This is a genomic window from Corynebacterium sp. c25Ua_89 (assembly GCF_047459735.1).
GTDB lineage: Bacteria > Actinomycetota > Actinomycetes > Mycobacteriales > Mycobacteriaceae > Corynebacterium > Corynebacterium simulans.
Genome location: NZ_JASBOD010000003.1, coordinates 185,760 through 201,538 on the forward strand (window position 1 = coordinate 185,760; position 15,779 = coordinate 201,538).

General features: G+C 61.2%; 14 protein-coding genes, 1 tRNA gene and 2 pseudogenes. 10 read left to right on the forward strand and 7 right to left on the reverse strand.

Annotated elements, in window-relative coordinates:
* The first annotated feature begins 3 nt into the window (after positions 1 to 3).
* Positions 4 to 348, forward strand: coding sequence for a hypothetical protein (locus QKB66_RS06250; protein WP_070587224.1), 345 nt, complete (start codon positions 4 to 6; stop codon positions 346 to 348).
* Positions 348 to 668: an Rv3654c family TadE-like protein gene (locus tag QKB66_RS06255; RefSeq protein WP_061920222.1), complete on the forward strand. Its 321-nt coding sequence runs from the start codon at positions 348 to 350 to the stop codon at positions 666 to 668. The genes QKB66_RS06250 and QKB66_RS06255 overlap by 1 nt, the downstream gene beginning before the upstream one ends.
* Here QKB66_RS06255 and QKB66_RS06260 read toward each other — a convergent pair.
* Entirely contained in the window at positions 665 to 3,028 is a 2,364-nt protein-coding gene (locus QKB66_RS06260) for a DEAD/DEAH box helicase (protein WP_414252931.1), read from the reverse strand. The genes QKB66_RS06255 and QKB66_RS06260 overlap by 4 nt on opposite strands.
* A 186-nt stretch (positions 3,029 to 3,214) precedes the next feature.
* Here QKB66_RS06260 and QKB66_RS06265 point away from each other — a divergent pair, with 186 nt between their 5' ends.
* Positions 3,215 to 3,418 (forward strand): cold-shock protein, encoded by a 204-nt coding sequence (locus QKB66_RS06265; protein WP_061920226.1) that lies wholly within the window; start codon positions 3,215 to 3,217, stop codon positions 3,416 to 3,418.
* Between the two features lie 49 nt (positions 3,419 to 3,467).
* On the opposite strand, the gene QKB66_RS06270 is transcribed toward QKB66_RS06265, so the two are convergent.
* Entirely contained in the window at positions 3,468 to 4,097 is a 630-nt protein-coding gene (locus QKB66_RS06270) for a DedA family protein (protein ID WP_070587243.1), read from the reverse strand.
* A 356-nt stretch (positions 4,098 to 4,453) separates the two neighbouring features.
* Between QKB66_RS06270 and topA the strand changes: the two genes are divergently transcribed.
* Positions 4,454 to 7,417 (forward strand): type I DNA topoisomerase, encoded by a 2,964-nt coding sequence (topA, locus tag QKB66_RS06275; RefSeq protein ID WP_070587231.1) that lies wholly within the window; start codon positions 4,454 to 4,456, stop codon positions 7,415 to 7,417.
* Positions 7,418 to 7,419: 2 nt separating this feature from the next.
* The gene (locus tag QKB66_RS06280) at positions 7,420 to 8,079 is read left to right on the forward strand and encodes a hypothetical protein (protein ID WP_049147250.1); all 660 of its coding nucleotides are present in this window, start codon (positions 7,420 to 7,422) and stop codon (positions 8,077 to 8,079) included.
* Here QKB66_RS06280 and QKB66_RS06285 read toward each other — a convergent pair.
* Together QKB66_RS06285 and QKB66_RS06290 are read right to left on the reverse strand one after the other, a co-directional pair.
* Positions 8,027 to 9,295: a DUF418 domain-containing protein gene (locus QKB66_RS06285; RefSeq protein ID WP_414252932.1), complete on the reverse strand. Its 1,269-nt coding sequence runs from the start codon at positions 9,293 to 9,295 to the stop codon at positions 8,027 to 8,029. The two genes, QKB66_RS06280 and QKB66_RS06285, sit on opposite strands and share 53 nt — an antisense overlap.
* Positions 9,296 to 9,355: 60 nt before the next feature.
* The gene (locus QKB66_RS06290; RefSeq protein ID WP_311518215.1) at positions 9,356 to 10,888 is read right to left on the reverse strand and encodes an adenylate/guanylate cyclase domain-containing protein; all 1,533 of its coding nucleotides are present in this window, start codon (positions 10,886 to 10,888) and stop codon (positions 9,356 to 9,358) included.
* On the opposite strand from QKB66_RS06290, the gene QKB66_RS06295 reads away from it, so the two are divergent.
* The 3 genes from QKB66_RS06295 to QKB66_RS06305 all read left to right on the forward strand — a co-directional run bounded on the left by QKB66_RS06295 (position 10,887) and on the right by QKB66_RS06305 (position 12,612).
* Complete coding sequence (locus QKB66_RS06295; protein ID WP_248093172.1) at positions 10,887 to 12,134, forward strand: DNA polymerase III subunit delta'; 1,248 nt, start codon at positions 10,887 to 10,889, stop codon at positions 12,132 to 12,134. The genes QKB66_RS06290 and QKB66_RS06295 overlap by 2 nt on opposite strands.
* A gap of 102 nt (positions 12,135 to 12,236) precedes the next feature.
* Positions 12,237 to 12,312: transfer RNA gene (locus QKB66_RS06300), tRNA-Thr, on the forward strand.
* Between the two features lie 144 nt (positions 12,313 to 12,456).
* Entirely contained in the window at positions 12,457 to 12,612 is a 156-nt protein-coding gene (locus QKB66_RS06305; protein ID WP_248093458.1) for a DUF1963 domain-containing protein, read from the forward strand.
* 50 nt (positions 12,613 to 12,662) lie between these two features.
* Here the strand turns inward: QKB66_RS06305 and QKB66_RS06310 are convergent.
* The 3 genes and pseudogenes from QKB66_RS06310 to QKB66_RS06320 form a co-directional block, all read right to left on the reverse strand.
* Positions 12,663 to 13,118 (reverse strand): annotated as a pseudogene (locus QKB66_RS06310) (DUF4442 domain-containing protein).
* A 92-nt stretch (positions 13,119 to 13,210) separates the two neighbouring features.
* Positions 13,211 to 13,465: pseudogene (locus tag QKB66_RS06315) on the reverse strand (response regulator transcription factor); the annotation flags it as partial.
* On the reverse strand, positions 13,369 to 13,605 hold the full coding sequence (locus tag QKB66_RS06320) for an ATP-binding cassette domain-containing protein (RefSeq protein ID WP_399530881.1): 237 nt from the start codon (positions 13,603 to 13,605) through the stop codon (positions 13,369 to 13,371). The pseudogene QKB66_RS06315 and the gene QKB66_RS06320, both read right to left, overlap by 97 nt.
* A gap of 196 nt (positions 13,606 to 13,801) precedes the next feature.
* Here QKB66_RS06320 and QKB66_RS06325 point away from each other — a divergent pair, with 196 nt between their 5' ends.
* Positions 13,802 to 14,968 carry an N-acetylglucosamine-6-phosphate deacetylase gene (locus tag QKB66_RS06325; RefSeq protein WP_414252933.1) on the forward strand — a complete coding sequence of 389 codons (1,167 nt, stop codon included), beginning with the start codon at positions 13,802 to 13,804 and terminating at the stop codon, positions 14,966 to 14,968.
* 33 nt (positions 14,969 to 15,001) lie between these two features.
* The gene (gene nagB, locus QKB66_RS06330; protein ID WP_070518615.1) at positions 15,002 to 15,766 is read left to right on the forward strand and encodes a glucosamine-6-phosphate deaminase; all 765 of its coding nucleotides are present in this window, start codon (positions 15,002 to 15,004) and stop codon (positions 15,764 to 15,766) included.
* The last annotated feature ends 13 nt before the right edge of the window (positions 15,767 to 15,779 follow it).

The window sequence follows — 15,779 nt, forward strand, 5'->3', positions numbered from 1 at the left end:
ACAATGCGGCGCTGTTATCTTCATATCGTTCGGCGCCTTAGCGGCGACACCGGTTCGGTCACCATTGAGGCAGCCCTCGGGTTGAGCTCTTTGGTCATCGTTGCAGCCGGTGCCGTTGCGGGTGTCGCGACGATGGCGGCCCACCTGGCGGCTGTCGACGCCGCCGGTGCCGCTGCGCGTGCATACGCGATAGGCGAGGACTACTCCCATGAGAAAGTAAGCGTCGACATCGCTGAAAGGGGTGGCCTCGTCACCGCACAAGCCACCGTGCACTCGCCGTTGGGGGAGATGAAAGCGCAGGCAGTGTTTCCGGCCGAGATAGCGGGTTCGGCGGGAGGCGGGCAGTGATGTGCCGCAAAGACGCTGAGGCTGGCTATGCCACCGTGGTTAATGCGGGGATCATCGTTGCCATCGTCTCCCTCCTCTTGGTTGTTGTCACCGTGGCTAGCCGCGTGGCAGCGCGCCATGAGGCGCAGGTGGCCGCCGACATGTCGGCGGTGGCGGCCGCGTGGGAACACGCAAAAGGCCAAGACGGGTGTGCCGCGGCGCGGGAGACCGCGCAGCACAACAACTCCAGTGTTAGGCAGTGCCGCGTAGTCGAGCGCGATGTCATCGTCACTGTCGCCGTGAGGCGCGTGGAGGCGGTGGCTCGCGCTGGTCCGGTCTAGGTCTCGGCGGGCATGGGCCCTGACTGCGTCATCGTCACCAGTGCACCAAGCAACTTAATGGCACCGGCCTTATCCAGCGGGTTGTTGCCGTTGCCGCACTTTGGTGACTGCACGCACGAGGGGCAGCCTGCCTCGCACGGGCAAGAAACCACCGTTTCATACGTGGTGGCTATCCACTCCGGGAAGCGGCGGAAGCCTTCATCGGCAAAGCCAGCGCCGCCCGGGTGACCGTCGTAGACAAAGACCGTAGGCAGACCAGTATCCGCATGCTGCGCCGTGGACACGCCGCCGATATCCCACCTATCGCAGGTAGCAATCAGCGGTAGCAGGCCAATCGCCGCGTGCTCCGCCGCGTGCAGAGTGCCCGGAGTATCGGCGGCGCTCACACCCATTGCTGCAAGCGCCAGCGGATCAATGGTGTAGGCCACCGCACGGGTGTGCAGGCGCTGCTGCGGCATGTCCAGCGGAATGTCATCGCCAACCGTGCCGTCGGGCAGGCGCACCTGGTAGCCGGTTACTTGATCGACTACCTCCACTTCTACGTTGGCCACCCACAGCCCCGGCGCATAGTTGATGAGCTCATCGGCCTCGCGCACGATGCGGATATCCGTAGTCGAGCGCGGGGTCGTTGTATATTCCGGCGTCTCCGGCTTTGCCAGCGCCAGGTAGTCCGCGAAGTGCAGCTGTTCAATCACGAAGCTTTCGCCCTGATGTAGATACACCGCGCCGGGGTGGACCTGGCTGGCGGCGCGTCCAGCGTCGATGGTGCCAAGCAGGCGGCCGTCGGAAGAATCCACGATCATCACTTCCTCGCCTGCGCTGCCGCGCAACGATACCGTCGAGTGTGCGGTCTCTGGGGTGAGCTCTTCGCCCGCCGGGAGGGGCGCTGCAAACCAGCCACGGTCGCGGCGTCGCAACAGCCCGCGCTCCGCCAAGGAATGGACAACCTCCTGCGCACCCAGCTGGACGATCTCCGCATCCTGCAGCGGCTTTTCCACCGCCGCGCAATAGACATGGCCGAACAAAATATAGGGATTTGCTGGGTTAAACACGCTGGCCTCCACCGGCCTTCCCAGCAGGGCCTCCGAATGATTCACCAAGTAGGTATCCATCGGCTCGTCGCGCGCGACCAAGACCACCACGGAGCCTTGCCCGCGTCTTCCCGCGCGGCCCGCCTGCTGCCAGAAGCTAGCCACCGTTCCCGGAAAGCCCGCAATGACCACGGCATCAAGGCCGCCGACGTCAATGCCTAGCTCCAGCGCGGAGGTGGTGGCGACGCCGAGCAGCGTGCCGTCGTCAAGCGCGTGCTCTAACTTGCGCCGGTCCTCAGCTAAGTAACCTGCCCGATAAGCCGCGATGCGACGAGCGAAATCGGGCCGTCCGAGGGAACCAGATAGCTCCTCCGCGGTGCGCAAGGCCACCGTCTCCGCGGCGCGCCGGGAACGCACAAAGGTAAGAGTGCGGGCGCCTTCTGCCACCAAAGTCGCCATCATCCCGGCCGACTCGGTGGTTGCGGCATAGCGCACGGGAGCGCCATTTTCGCCCTCCGCACCATCGATGAACCCGGGCTCACAAAGAGCCACCGTCCGCGCACCCGTGGGCGCGCCGTCTTCTGTGACCGCAACCGTGTCACGCCCGGTAAGGCGCTGCGCATGCAGTGCTGGGTCCTTCATCGTGGCCGAGGCAGAAATCACCACCGGATGCGCGCCATAGTGTTTGCATAAGCGCAGCAAGCGGCGCAAAACCAGCGCCACATTCGCGCCAAATACTCCCCGGTACGAGTGGCACTCATCTACGACGATGAAGCGCAAGTGCCGCAAGAAACGCGCCCAGCGTTGATGCGAGGCCAGCATCGACATGTGGATCATGTCTGGATTCGAAAAGATAAAGCGCGCATCGTCCCGGATGCCGGCTCTGGATTCGGTGGGCGTATCGCCGTCGTAAGGCGCCGCGACCACACCACGCAACTGCTCAACCTCACGGCACATCTGCAAAACCGCGTGCAGCTGATCCGAGCCCAACGCCTTAGTGGGGGTGATATACAAAGCGCACGCGGTGGGCTCTTCCGCCAGCCTAGTCAGGATGGGAAGTAGGTAGCCCAAAGATTTGCCGGAGGAAGTGCCGGTGGCGACCACGACGTCGTTGCCCCGCCATGCTTCTTCGGCCACTTTAACTTGGTGCGAATAAAGCTTTGCCACGTCATGGCCCTGCAAATAGGTTTTAAGTCCCGGCAAAACCCAATCTGGCCACGGCCCGAATTGGGCAGGCTTCGCCTCTAAAGTGGTGACGGAAGTAAACGTTGTTTCATCGAAGCGGCGTTGCAGCAGCTCGACTAATTCTTGGCCTAGGGGGTTGGGCACGCTACCCCCTTTCTAAAAAGATTTACGTGGCGAGCTATCGCCAGCTAACCAAACGTGCCACACTGGGTGCTAGGCCGATAAATTCTTGGCTCAGTGTTTTTCTTTTGGTTAGTGCTGGCGAAGATTTGTTTTCCACAATCCATTTTGTCCACTACTCGTAGACACTTACATAGAAGGTTAAACACCATGGCACAAGGCACCGTCAAGTTCTTCAACGCAGAAAAGGGCTACGGCTTTATCGAGATGGAAGATGGCTCCGGCGACATCTTCGTTCACTACTCCGAGATTCAGGGCAGCGGCTTCCGCACCCTGGAGGAAAATCAGAAGGTTTCCTTCGAGGTCGCCGAAGGTCAAAAGGGTCTGCAGGCCCAGAATGTCACCGCCCTTTAAAACGCGGCGTTTAAAAGCTCACACACGGCCCCTTCAAGCCTTTAAAGGCTTAAGGGGTTTCTGCATATCCGCGGCGGGTATCCCACCACTCGAGCACCGCATTCTGGGCCTTTTGTAGGCCAAAGCCGATGATGATGGCGGCGATGATGCTGACAATCATCGCCACGGCGGGAGAATCCGAGAAGGCCTTGCCGCCCACGAAGCCAATGGCCAGCGCCTGCGCGGCCCAGATGCTGACGCCGATGATGTCGAAGAAGAAAAACAGCGGCCAAGGATAGCGCATCGAGCCCAACAGGATGGTCATGAAAAGGCGGGCTGAAGGGATAAAGCGGGCGATGATAATCGCCGCGCCACCGCCGCGGCGCATGTTGCGCTTGACCCAAGCCAGGCCCTCGTAGGCCTTGGTGCCCTTCTGGACGCGATTGACCAGCGTCATCAGGCGGGTGCCGAGCAGGAAGCACAGGTTATCGCCCACGATGGCGGCCAGAATTGCCACGAAGAACATCATGGGGATGTGCGGGTAGCCCTGCGAGGCCGACCATGCTCCAACCATGTTGAGCGGGATCTCTGAAGGCAGCACCGGGAAGAAACAATCGAGGAAAATCAATGTTCCTATCAGCGGGTATACCCATTGGGTTAGCATGACTACTTCGATCCATGCGGTGACGGATGCAACCATCATTCCTCCCCATCGGGTACGCGATTCGTGTTACTGTGCCTGTTACTGTGCCCAGTTACTGTGACAAAGCAGTGCTGCTGCTGTGGTCGAAAGGCTCTGCCATTCGCCTACTTCTAACAGCCTGACACCGCAGAACGTTACAAAGCGTCCAGTATAACCGTGCATGTCTAAAGGCAGCAGGTAAGGCAGCGCAGCTGCCCTAATAAGTACAGAGTAAAAGAACTTCTGTACGCTATTGCTCAATTGCCTTTTGATCGTGCTCGTTTAACGTAGCGTGAACAAAGGGCGTTGTATAAGCGTTGTAGAAGCAACGTATGAGCGACAAGTGATCGCATCATCGAAAGGGATGAAGTCGAGTGGCAGAAGTAGCCGGGAAAACCCTGGTCATCGTCGAGTCGGCGACGAAGGCTAAGAAGATCCAACCCTACCTAGGCGACAATTACATTGTTGAGGCCTCCGTGGGACACATTCGTGATCTCCCACGCGGCGCCGCCGACGTCCCGGCGAAGTACAAGAAAGAATCTTGGGCGCGCCTCGGTGTCAACCCCGAGGATGACTTCACCCCGCTCTATGTCATCAGCCAAGACAAAAAGAAGAAGGTCGCTGACCTTAAAGCCAAGCTGAAGCAGTGCGACCAGCTCTACCTCGCAACAGACCCCGACCGCGAGGGTGAGGCGATTGCGTGGCACCTGCTTGAGGTGCTTAAGCCAAAGGTGCCAGTGCGCCGCATGGTCTTCAACGAGATCACCAAGTCCGCCATCTTGGAGGCGGCAGAAAACACCCGTGAGCTTGACGAGAACCTGATCGACGCGCAGGAAACCCGCCGCATCCTGGACCGCCTTTATGGCTACGAGGTCTCGCCGGTGCTGTGGAAGAAGGTCATGCCGCGCCTTTCTGCCGGTCGCGTGCAGTCCGTTGCCACCCGCGTCATCGTCGAGCGTGAGCGTGAGCGCATGGCGTTCATCTCCGCCGAGTACTGGGATCTTACCGCTCGCCTGCACAGCGAGAAGGCTGAGGCGAAGGAAGCTTTCGATGCTCGCCTGACCGCCATCGACGGCAAGCGTGTTGCCCTAGGCCGTGACTTCGATGATTCGGGCAAGCTCAAGAGTGACGAGGTGGTCGTCGTCAAGCAGGCGCATGCACAGGCGCTTGCCGACGCCCTGAAAGGCGCCGCTTTCTCCGTCACAAGCGTCGAGCACAAACCATATACCCGCAAGCCTTATGCGCCGTTTATGACCTCGACCCTGCAGCAGGAGGCGGGCCGCCGCCTGCACTACACCTCCGAGCGCACTATGCGCATTGCGCAGCGTCTTTACGAAAACGGTCACATCACCTACATGCGTACCGACTCGACCTCGCTGTCTAAGCAGGGCCTGAACGCGGCGCGTGGCGCGGCTAGCTCCATCTTTGGCGCGGAGTATGTCGCTGATTCCCCGCGTATCTATGACCGCAAGGTGAAAAACTCCCAGGAGGCCCACGAGGCGATCCGCCCGGCGGGCGAAAAGTTTGCTACCCCGGGCGAGCTGTCGAGCCGCCTCGATGCCGAAGAGTTCAAGCTCTACGAGCTGATTTGGAAGCGCACCGTGGCCTCCCAGATGGCAGATGCCAAGGGAACCTCCATGAAGGTCACGGTGGCTGCGAATGCGAATACCACCGAGGGCGCGCAGGACGTTGAGTTCTCCGCCACCGGCCGCACCATTACCTTCCCGGGCTTCCTGAAGGCCTACGAGGACGTGGCTAACAAGAATTCCGACGGTGAGTCCCGCCTTCCGCACCTCGACGAGGGCGACGCGCTGGCCTCCCAGGAAGTTTCCGCTGACGGTCACTCCACCAACCCGCCGGCGCGCTATACCGAGGCCAGCCTGGTTAAGAAGATGGAAGATTTGGGCATTGGCCGTCCTTCCACCTATGCCTCCATCATCAAGACCATCCAGGACCGCGGCTACGTGCTCTCGCGCGGCAACGCCCTAGTGCCGTCTTGGGTTGCCTTCGCGGTCATCGGCCTGATGGAAGACAACTTCACCGAGCTGGTGGACTATGACTTTACTTCCTCGATGGAAGACGAGCTCGACGCGATTGCCACTGGTAACGAGAACGGTACCGAATGGCTCAAGGGCTTCTACTTTGGCAATGCTGCGGCCAAGGAGCAGAAGGCGGATTCCATCGCGCGCCACGGCGGCTTGAAGTCCCTTATCGATATCAACCTTGAGGCCATCGACGCCCGCAAGGTCAACTCCTTGCTGCTCTACACCGACTCGGAAGGCCGCGATGTCTTCGTGCGCGTCGGCCGCTATGGCCCGTACATCGAGCGCGTGGTGGGCACGGCCGAGGACGGCACACCGGAGTATCAGCGCGCCAACCTTTCTGAGACCACCACCCCGGATGAGCTGGGTGAAGAGCTCGCTGAGAAGCTCTTTGCTACCCCGCAGGGCGGCCGCGAGCTAGGCGAGAACCCCGCCAATGGCCGCATGATCGTGGCCAAGGAAGGCCGTTTCGGCCCGTACGTCACCGAGCAGGTGCGCGAGGATGAGCGCGAGAAGGCTGAGGCCGAGGCCCTCGAGCTGGTCAAGCAGGAGCGCGAGGCTGAGGATAAGCAGCGCGCCGAGGAAGGCAAACGCGCCAAGAACTGGGAGACCAAGACTGCGGAAAAGCAGAAGGAAAAGCGCATCGCCGAGTACATCGACGAAAAGCTCAAGCCTGGCACCGCTTCGCTGTTTAGCTCCATGGAGCCTTCTTCGGTCACCCTGGAGCAGGCCCTGCAGCTGCTTTCCCTGCCGCGTGAGGTGGGCGTGGATCCTTCCGATAACGAGGTCATCACCGCACAGAACGGCCGCTATGGCCCGTACCTGAAGAAGGGCAGTGATTCCCGCTCGCTGGCTAACGAAGAGCAGATCTTCTCCATCACCTTGGACGAGGCGCGCCGCATCTACGCGGAGCCGAAGCGCCGTGGCCGCGCCGCCGCGCAGCCGCCGCTGAAGCAGCTGGGTGACAATGACGTCTCCGGCAAGCCGATGTCCGTCAAGGATGGCCGCTTTGGCCCGTACGTCACCGATGGCACCACGAATGCTTCGCTGCGCCGCGGCGACGATCCCGCAACGCTTACCGACGCCCGTGCTAACGAGCTGTTGTCCGAGCGCCGTGCCAAGGAAGCCGCGGATGGTGGTAAGAAGAAGACCACCAAGAAGGCTGGTAAGAAGTCGACCAAAAAATCGACTAAGAAATCCACGAAGAAGGCAACCAAGAAATCCACGAAGAAGTCGACGGCGAAGAAGCCTTCGCCAGGCACTAAGAACGTGGTCAAGGCAGGCAGCCGCAAGTAGCGATGGACTTCCTGCAACGCACTGAACAGGGCGCCGCCGCGCTGTGGCGGGCGGTATATCCCGCAATCACCGATCCCGCCGGCCACCCCGCGCGCCTAGGGTTTCTAGCCGCCGGGGAGGCCAGCGCTTGGGCACGCATCTTCGGGTTTGAGCCCCGGCTTCTCGACGCCGCGGTAATAGCTACTCTCTGCACCCAAACGGCGAACCCGGTGCTGCGCGGTGGCCTTGCTGCCGGTTCGGTGGGCCAGTACTGCAAGCGCGGCGAACCGAATGCTCTGGGCATTGCCGCCATTGCCTTGCATCACGGAGCTTATCTGTATCTTTTGCGCGCGCAGCGCAACGACAAGCTGGGCTGGGGCCTGCGCATCGGCGCGTGGGCTGGCGGCCTTGCCATTTCTAAGGGCCGCTACCGCGCGGCCACCGCAGTGGCTGGTGCGGCTGTTGCCGCCACTTCGGCGCTCGCAGGGGATCCAGCCTTGCGTGCAGACGCCACGAAGGGAGCGAGCCACGGCGCCAACCTCATCCTCTTTTCAGAGGGGCTTACCCTTGCACGCACCCTGCCCGTCAACCCGCTGCGCGATAGCCGCCTGCTGGGCGCCGCCGAGGCCGCTAGCCGCGTGCTTGGACATTTCCTTCTGGTTGATGCACTGGAGCGCCACTGACGGGTGATTCAATGCCACTAGGCGGCTGCCTTTTTAGTTCTGGCCGCATCGTCTTGCCATAAGAAATTCGGCGATGCAGCCACTCGAACGGGCCCGGCTTGCCAAAGTATTCGAGAAGGCAGGCCAGCAGCAGAGTGAGCAGCCAGTTGCCCACCGCCAACAAGGCCAAGCCGGAGGCATAGAACTGGGAGCCGATGTTCAAGGTGAACGGGAAAATCACCGCGAAGAAGATGATCGACTGCATGATGTAGCCGCTCATCGAGCGCTTACCCAGCGCACTAAATGGCCACAGCCACCAAGGCAGTGTCTGCACCTTCTCTAGCACCAGCGCGAGCATCGCCAGGATGCCCGGGCCGGTAATCACGCCGACGAAGGTGTTGAGCTGAAAGAAGGCCCCCTCGACTTCCGCGGGGAGCACGCCGATAGTAGCAAGGCCCCACGGCAGGCCCACGCCCAAGATGATCACTGCTGTAATGCCTGCCCAGATGCGCAGCTCGGTGCGGTGAGACGCGACGTCGGCAAGCGTGCCCTGGCGCGCCCACGTAAAGCCCACCAACATGATGGGTCCGTACATGAGCATGAACGGCACGGCGCTAACAGCCTGCCCCAACAGCATCAATAATCCATCCAGCACCAACTTCCCATAGGATTGGGGAAGCTCGGAAAAGAGGACGTAATTCATGCCTGATTCCGGAACCAAAAGCGTAAACACAAACGCACCGATTCCAAGGACCGTAATGATGGTCAGCAGGGTATAAGCGATCTTCTTGAGAGTTTTATCGTGCAGGGAAATAAACATGCTGATGACCAAAGCACAGCAGCCGTAGAAAAACATGATGTCGCCATAGAAGATAAACACCAGGTGGATAATGCCGAAAACGGCCAGGAAGCCGTAGCGCTTGATGATGACCATGCGCGCCTGGCCGAGCGGGAAGCCGCGGCGCCAAAGGCTCAGGGTGATAAGCCCGATACCGAAGCCCAGGAGCGTGGAGAACATCGGCAAGCCGCGGTTATGTGCGAACATCGCGGTAAAGAGCACGGTTGCTTTATCCCACGCGTTGCCGGAATCGATGCCGCCGAAGTACTGGCCGTCTGGATGGGTGGTGGTAATCCATCCAGTGCAGACGTTGGCTAGGGCGATGCCGAGAAGAGCCATGCCACGAGCTACGTCGGGCACGATCATGCGAGGTCGAGACTGAGACACTGCGGAGGTCATGGGCCGCATGTTACAGATCTTATGAAATTAGTTCTCGGTTACTGTGCCGCGGTTGCTCCGCTATTGTTCCGCACGCTCAGCAAGCGTGGAACGGATAGGGCGTGCCAGTCGCGTCATGCGGCGTCGTCCGCGCAGCTCAATGGACTTCATCATGGTCCAACGTGCCTGCTCGGCCTCGTTGGCGCCGCGCAGCGTGGCGGAGTTAGTTAGCACCTGGCCCGGGGTGTCCTTGGCTAGCTCGGTCAAGCGGGCCGCCTCGTTTACTGCATCGCCAATGACGGTGTATTCAAAGCGATCCGCGCCGCCGATGTGGCCGGCCACCACGTGACCCGCCGCGACGCCGATGCCTGCCTGCAGCTCCAAGCCACGCAGCTCCTGGCGCAGCTCGCGCGCCGCCTGCAGCGCCATGGAGTTAGCGTCGTAGACGTTAAGCGGAGCGCCGAATACGGCCAGCGCGGCATCGCCCTGGAACTTGTTGATGATGCCCTTGTTGCGGTGCACCACTTCGACTACGTGCTCGAAGAACTTGTTGAGTTCTTCGACGACCTCCTCCGGGGCGTGCTTGACCGCGAAGGTGGTGGAGCCGATGACGTCGATGAAAAGAACTGCTACCTTGCGGTCCTCGCCGCCCAACTCGGGGCGTTCCTCCAGTGCGCGCTGGGCGACCTCGATGCCGACGTAGCGGCCGAAGATATCGCGCACGCGTTGACGCTCGCGCAAGCCGCGCATCATCTCATTAAAACCTGCTTGCAGCACGCCCAACTCGGAACCGTCATAAATATCGACCTGCACATCATTTTCGCCGCGGCGCACGCGGTTGATTGCATCCTGTAGCTCGACGATGGGGTCAACCACGCTCATCATCGCGAAGACGGTACCGGTAAAACCCGTTCCCAGGGCGGTCAGCGCTAGGGCGATTACCGCGGGCATGATGTCGTTGGCGTTATCCGTGAACATGCCGGTGCGCTGGCCCACGAGCACCAGTGCGATGCCGACGAGCGGAATGCCGGAGGTCATCACCCAGGTATAGATGAGGCGGTATTTAATCGGCGGCTCCAGGGTGGAGTCCTCGAAGCGGCGGGCCACTGCCTGCGCCGCCACGGGGCGCACGAGGCGTTCTGCCTGCAAGTAGGTAAGCAACACCACCAACAGGCCGGCCAAGGTTGTGGAAACTCCCACGACTAGGCCCAGACTGCCGGAGGATTGGGTGGCGATGATGATGGCCAGGACGATGCCGATGATCCACACCAGGCCGGCCACTGCGGCTTGATAGATGGGTATGCGCAGCACCAGGTTGCGCACCATGTTTGGATCGTGGGCTTCGGGATTGCGCTGCCAGTCCAGCACCGGCCGGAAGAGTAACAGGGTTACCGAAATGCCGATGAGCACGGCAAAGGAAACATACAGGACGCCGATTAACGCCAAGTGCGGGACGTCGGAAGTAAAGTCCTTAATCTCCGGCATCGGTAGGAGGAAGACCACGAAGGTCATGATCGCCACGGCGCCTAAGATGTTGGATCCCAGAACGAGCGTGGCGTACATCGGCCATTGGGTGCCCATGAGCCAGCGGGCGCCACGCAGTAGTCTGTTCATGGTTTATTACTTTAGTTATCCCAGTAGGCTAGGGCGAGTGAATACCGGAAGCGTTGCGCAACGATTGGCAGATACCCCAGCAGTGGCCCAGACCATCTTGGCCGCAGCCCGGGCCGCCCGAGGCGAGGGGGATCTGCGGGCGATGAGTCATTCTTGGCTGCTTACGGGTCCTCCCGGGGCGGGCCGCTCTTTGGCGGCGCTGTGCTTTGCGGCGGCGTTGATGTGCACGAGCAAGGATGAAAACGGGGACCCCGGTTGCGGGCAGTGCGCGGCCTGCCGGGCGGTATTGGAACAACAAAAACACACCGACCTAGTTTTCGTCGACCCTAAGGAACAATTCATCACCGTCGGCGAGGCCCGCGACGTCATCGGCCGTGCGGCGAGCCTGCCCAGCGTGGCGCCGTGGCGCGTGGTTATCTTCAACAAAGCCGACCGCCTGCGCAACGAGGCCGCCAACGCTTTGCTGAAAACAGTGGAGGAGCCGCCGGAGCGCACCGTCATCGTCATGGTGGCTCCTTCCGCGGACCCACAAGATTTCTCCCAGACCCTGCGCTCGCGGTGCCGCCACCTATATATTCCTTCGCCCAGCGTGGAAGGCGTGGTCAAACAGCTCGTCGCCGAGGGCGCCAGCGAACACGATGCTCGCTTGGCCGCCGTCACGAGCTTGCAGCACGTGGGCCGTGCCCGCCACCTGGTACAGGACGCGGCCGCACAAAAGCGTCGCGCCATGGCCATCAACCTGGCCGAAGACGTCTTCCACGGCTCCCAGGCCTTCCAATCCGTTACCGCTCTGCTGAAGTTCATTGAGAAGGACGCCAAGGATTCTCACGCTGAATCCGAAGAAGCGGAGCGCTCCAAAATTGAGCAGTCCTTCGGCATCGGCGCCAAGGGTAAGGGAGCAAGCAAGGCGCAGCGCGACGCCCGCAGTGCCCTGAAAGAACTGGAGGAGCTCCATAAGAAGCGCGCTAAACGCCGCATCGCCGACGGCCTCGATATTGTCCTTGTGGATCTTGCCGGTATCTACCGCGATGCGCTCATGCTCAAAGTTGGCGCTGAGGTGGACATGACCCACCCGGACTTCGCCGGCCTGGCGGGCGAACTTGCCCAACGCGTGAGCGAGGATGGGCTGCTTGCCGCTCAGTCCGCCATCCGTACCTGCCGCGAGCAGCTGCCGCAGAACGTCACCCCGCAGGTGGCTTTCGACGGCATGATTGGCCGCCTGCGTTTGGCCTGCGGTGCGCGCTAGCGTGCACGTGTGCTGCGCGTGTAGTGCGGGTGGTGGCCCGATTTCTTTCTTAGCCCGGGCCTAGGCTAAACTTTCACGCGGTGCATCTTCCCGTTGCGCCGTGCCGCCTTAGCTCAGTCGGTAGAGCATCTCACTCGTAATGAGAAGGTCGCGAGTTCGATTCTCGCAGGCGGCTCCATGCCCCGATATACATAGTGCCCTTTCTCTAGCCTTCACGTTAGAGGAAGGGCGCTTCTTTTTGCCTCTTGAGTATAAGCAGGGATTAGTGGTTTCCGGGTAAAGGGCCAGAAGGGGATGCGCAGTTTTTTGTAACCCGATCCTTATGGATCCGGCTGATCCCCGATTTACGCTCGCGACAATAGACCAGGATGGCCCTTGCGAATGGGGCGACGCCGGGGTTGGAAACTTTTACATCCATCCCGATGACCTCGCTGTGCGCAATTTCGATCGGGTCGAATTTGCCTGGGATTGCGGATAAGACCCGTGTTGAGCATGCCGGAGTAAGCATTCAACGAACTGAAGTAGCATTCACTTTTGCTTGCGCCGGTAATACACCTGGCGGCGCACATGGGCGACGACATCGCCTTCCTCATCAAGGATGTCCACGTCGAACCAATGCAGGTATTTCTCGCCGTTAGCCGTCTTTTCTTCGATGAGAGCGTAGGTCTTCTCGGGAATGCGCATATCGGCGGTGACTGTGCCGCGGCCGGGTTTGAGGTACTTAATCTCGCCGGCGGCATCCCAGATGCGGGACTCCTTGCCCAGGCGGTGCATGGAGGCAAGCATGAAGAATGGATCTGTCATGGCGGAGAGCGTGCCGCCGAAGGCAACGCCCATGGCATTCTTGGTCAACATGTTCGGCTTGTGGCTGACCACGACGCGTGTGCCATCATCAGCGAATTCCTTGACCTTGATGCCAGCGCCTAAAAAGGGCGGTCAGAATCCCATGAAGAGCTTGAGCTGGCGTGCGGAAAAGTGGGCCATGAGGATTGCTCCGTGAAAGTGGTGGTCAGGTGGGCCAAATGGCATCAACTCTACCGTCACGAGAGGAGGAGTGCCCGCAGTACGCCTAGAAGCTACAGCCAGCCGCGCTCATTGGCGATGGTGTAGGCCTCGAAGCGATTTTCCGCTCCAGTCTTTGTCATGGCGGAGGAAATGTAATTGCGGGTTGTACCCGGGGCGAGATGTGCAGCTTTCGCGATGGCCTCGATGGAACGGCCCCGCCCGGCCATGGCTAGGACCTCCGCTTCGCGTTCCGTGAGCGGTGAGTCCCCGGCGGCAATGGTTGCGGCGGCCAGGTCGTGGTCCACGTGGCGCCTTCCAGCGTGGAGGTCTTGCCCGCGCCGTTCGTGCCCAAGAGCCCGAAGGTTTCTCCGCGTGCAACGCACAGGCTTATCCCGTTCACCGCGGTGTAGTCGTCGTACTGCCGGTAGAGGTCATGAATTTCGATGGCTGATTCTGCTGTGTTCATGGCTCTAACTTTTCCGTTGGGCAACGCCCGCTGGTAGAGGCGTATGTCAGCGATTTACATGACAAAAGTCATCGCTCTTCACACACAGCTCAAAAGGTATCACAGTTCACAAGCGAGTCTCATCCTGATAAATTGCAACGTAGTTACCAACCGGGCGGGTGCCGTGTCTGCCCAGACATACAGAATCGAATGAACTATGCAGCCAGAGGGAACAGGGAGTCAAGGCCACGTCGAGGGCCTCTACATCGATGAAAACTTCGAGCTGCGCGCCGGGGCCGTTACGTTCGGGGAGAATATTGAGGGCATAAAGCTTGGCTCTGTCCCCCAAGCCGAGGCCGCCTGGCGCGCCGGGGACCCGGATGCGCTGCTGTGGGTGCCCGGTTTCGTGGATCTGCACAACCACGGCGGTAACGGCGGGGGATTCCCCAACGGCGACTATGAGCAGTGTCTGGCCGCAGCCCGCTTCCACCGCGCGCAGGGTACGACGACGCTGCTGGCCAGCTTGGTTTCCGGCACACAAGAAGAGCTGTGCGCCCGGGCGGAGCTTTTGGCCCAGCTGGCTGAGGAGGGCGAAATCGCCGGCATCCACATGGAAGGCCCCTTCATCGCGGCGGCTAAGTGCGGCGCGCAGGACCCTTCGCGCATCGTGCCCGGTGACCCGGACTTCTTCCGCGCGGTCATCGCCGCGGCCCGCGGCCACCTGCGTTCGATTACCTTTGCGCCGGAGACGGAGAACGTCGACAAGCTGCTCGAAGTCTGCGCGGAGCAGGGCATCATCGCCAGCCTGGGGCATACCGAGGCCGACTACGACACCACGCTGAAGGTTATCGCCAAGGCTAAGGAGCTCGGCGTCACCGTGACCGGCACGCACCTTTTCAATGCCATGCCCTCCATCCACCACCGCGCGCCGGGCCCTGTGGCCGCCCTACTCACCGCGGCGAAGGCGGGTGATGCGGCCGTCGAGCTCATCGCCGATGGCGTGCATCTTGTCGACGGCACCGTGGACATGGCTCACAACCCCCGCGCCTTCGCGGTGACGGATGCCATGGCGGCCGCCGGTATGGCCGACGGTGACTATGAATTGGGCTCCCTGCCCGTCACCGTGAGCGGGGGAGTCGCGCGCGTGCCCAGCGGTGCTATCGCGGGTGGCACGTCCACCTTGGCCCAGCAATTCGCCAGCTTCGCCGCACGTCATGGTCTGGGCGAAGCGGTGCGCTTTACCTCCACCACGGCCGCCGATGTGCTGGGGGAGACGGAGCTAGGCCGCATCGCGGTCGGTGCGCACGCCAACTTGGTGGGCCTCAATGCTCAACTGGAGCCGGTGCGCGTCATTGTCGGTGGCACTGAATTTATACACTCTTAAACAAGACTCTCACTCACATTAGGAAGGCACCTCATGGACATCCTCATCCGCTCCACCCCCGCCGAGGTCGCCGCCGCGGCTGCCGATTTCCTCGCAGGCTACGCCAACAAATCCGCCACCCTAGGCCTAGCCACGGGTTCCACCCCGGTGGCTACCTACAAGGAGCTCATCGCCCGCCACGAGCGCGGCGAGGTGAGCTTCGCCGGCAGCCGGGCTTTTCTTCTCGACGAGTACCTTGGCCTTAACCCCGAACACGAGCAGTCCTACTACGCCACCATCCGCCGTGACTTCACCAGCCACGTCGATTTCGATGATGCCTTGGTCAAGAGTCCAGAAGGCAACGCCGCCGACCCCGTGGCAGCCAGTGCCGCCTATGACCAGGCCATCCGAAATGCCGGTGGTGTCGATGTCCAGTTGCTCGGTATTGGCGCGAACGGCCACATCGGCTTTAACGAACCGTCGAGTTCCCTGACGTCGCGCACTCGCGTGGTGGCCCTGCACCCGCAGACTGTGCAAGATAACTCCCGCTTCTTCGACACTGTCGAAGAGGTTCCGCGCCACGCACTCACGCAGGGCTTGGGGACGATTGCTGAGGCCCGCCACCTGCTCCTCATCGCCACCGGCAGCAACAAAGCCAACGCGGTGCACGCGATGGTCGAGGGCCCGCTTTCAGCGCGCTGTCCTGGCTCGGTGTTGCAGCTGCACCAGCACGCCACGGTGATTGTGGATGAAGCCGCCGCTGCCCGCTTGGAAGACCGCGAGTATTACCTCTTCGCGGACCAGAACCGCCTGCGTTAAAGCTTCTTTTCCT

What these genes read in the sequence shown, in the direction of transcription:
- QKB66_RS06250 (WP_070587224.1), top strand. Translation starts at nt 4, where the DNA reads ATGCGGCGCTGTTATCTTCATATCGTTCGGCGCCTTAGCGGCGACACC.
- QKB66_RS06255 (WP_061920222.1), top strand. Translation starts at nt 348, where the DNA reads ATGTGCCGCAAAGACGCTGAGGCTGGCTATGCCACCGTGGTTAATGCG.
- QKB66_RS06265 (WP_061920226.1), top strand. Translation starts at nt 3,215, where the DNA reads ATGGCACAAGGCACCGTCAAGTTCTTCAACGCAGAAAAGGGCTACGGC.
- QKB66_RS06270 (WP_070587243.1), bottom strand. Translation starts at nt 4,097, where the DNA reads ATGGTTGCATCCGTCACCGCATGGATCGAAGTAGTCATGCTAACCCAA.
- QKB66_RS06280 (WP_049147250.1), top strand. Translation starts at nt 7,420, where the DNA reads ATGGACTTCCTGCAACGCACTGAACAGGGCGCCGCCGCGCTGTGGCGG.
- QKB66_RS06285 (WP_414252932.1), bottom strand. Translation starts at nt 9,295, where the DNA reads ATGACCTCCGCAGTGTCTCAGTCTCGACCTCGCATGATCGTGCCCGAC.
- QKB66_RS06295 (WP_248093172.1), top strand. Translation starts at nt 10,887, where the DNA reads ATGGTTTATTACTTTAGTTATCCCAGTAGGCTAGGGCGAGTGAATACC.
- QKB66_RS06290 (WP_311518215.1), bottom strand. Translation starts at nt 10,888, where the DNA reads ATGAACAGACTACTGCGTGGCGCCCGCTGGCTCATGGGCACCCAATGG.
- QKB66_RS06305 (WP_248093458.1), top strand. Translation starts at nt 12,457, where the DNA reads ATGGATCCGGCTGATCCCCGATTTACGCTCGCGACAATAGACCAGGAT.
- QKB66_RS06320 (WP_399530881.1), bottom strand. Translation starts at nt 13,605, where the DNA reads ATGAACACAGCAGAATCAGCCATCGAAATTCATGACCTCTACCGGCAG.
- QKB66_RS06325 (WP_414252933.1), top strand. Translation starts at nt 13,802, where the DNA reads ATGCAGCCAGAGGGAACAGGGAGTCAAGGCCACGTCGAGGGCCTCTAC.
- nagB (WP_070518615.1), top strand. Translation starts at nt 15,002, where the DNA reads ATGGACATCCTCATCCGCTCCACCCCCGCCGAGGTCGCCGCCGCGGCT.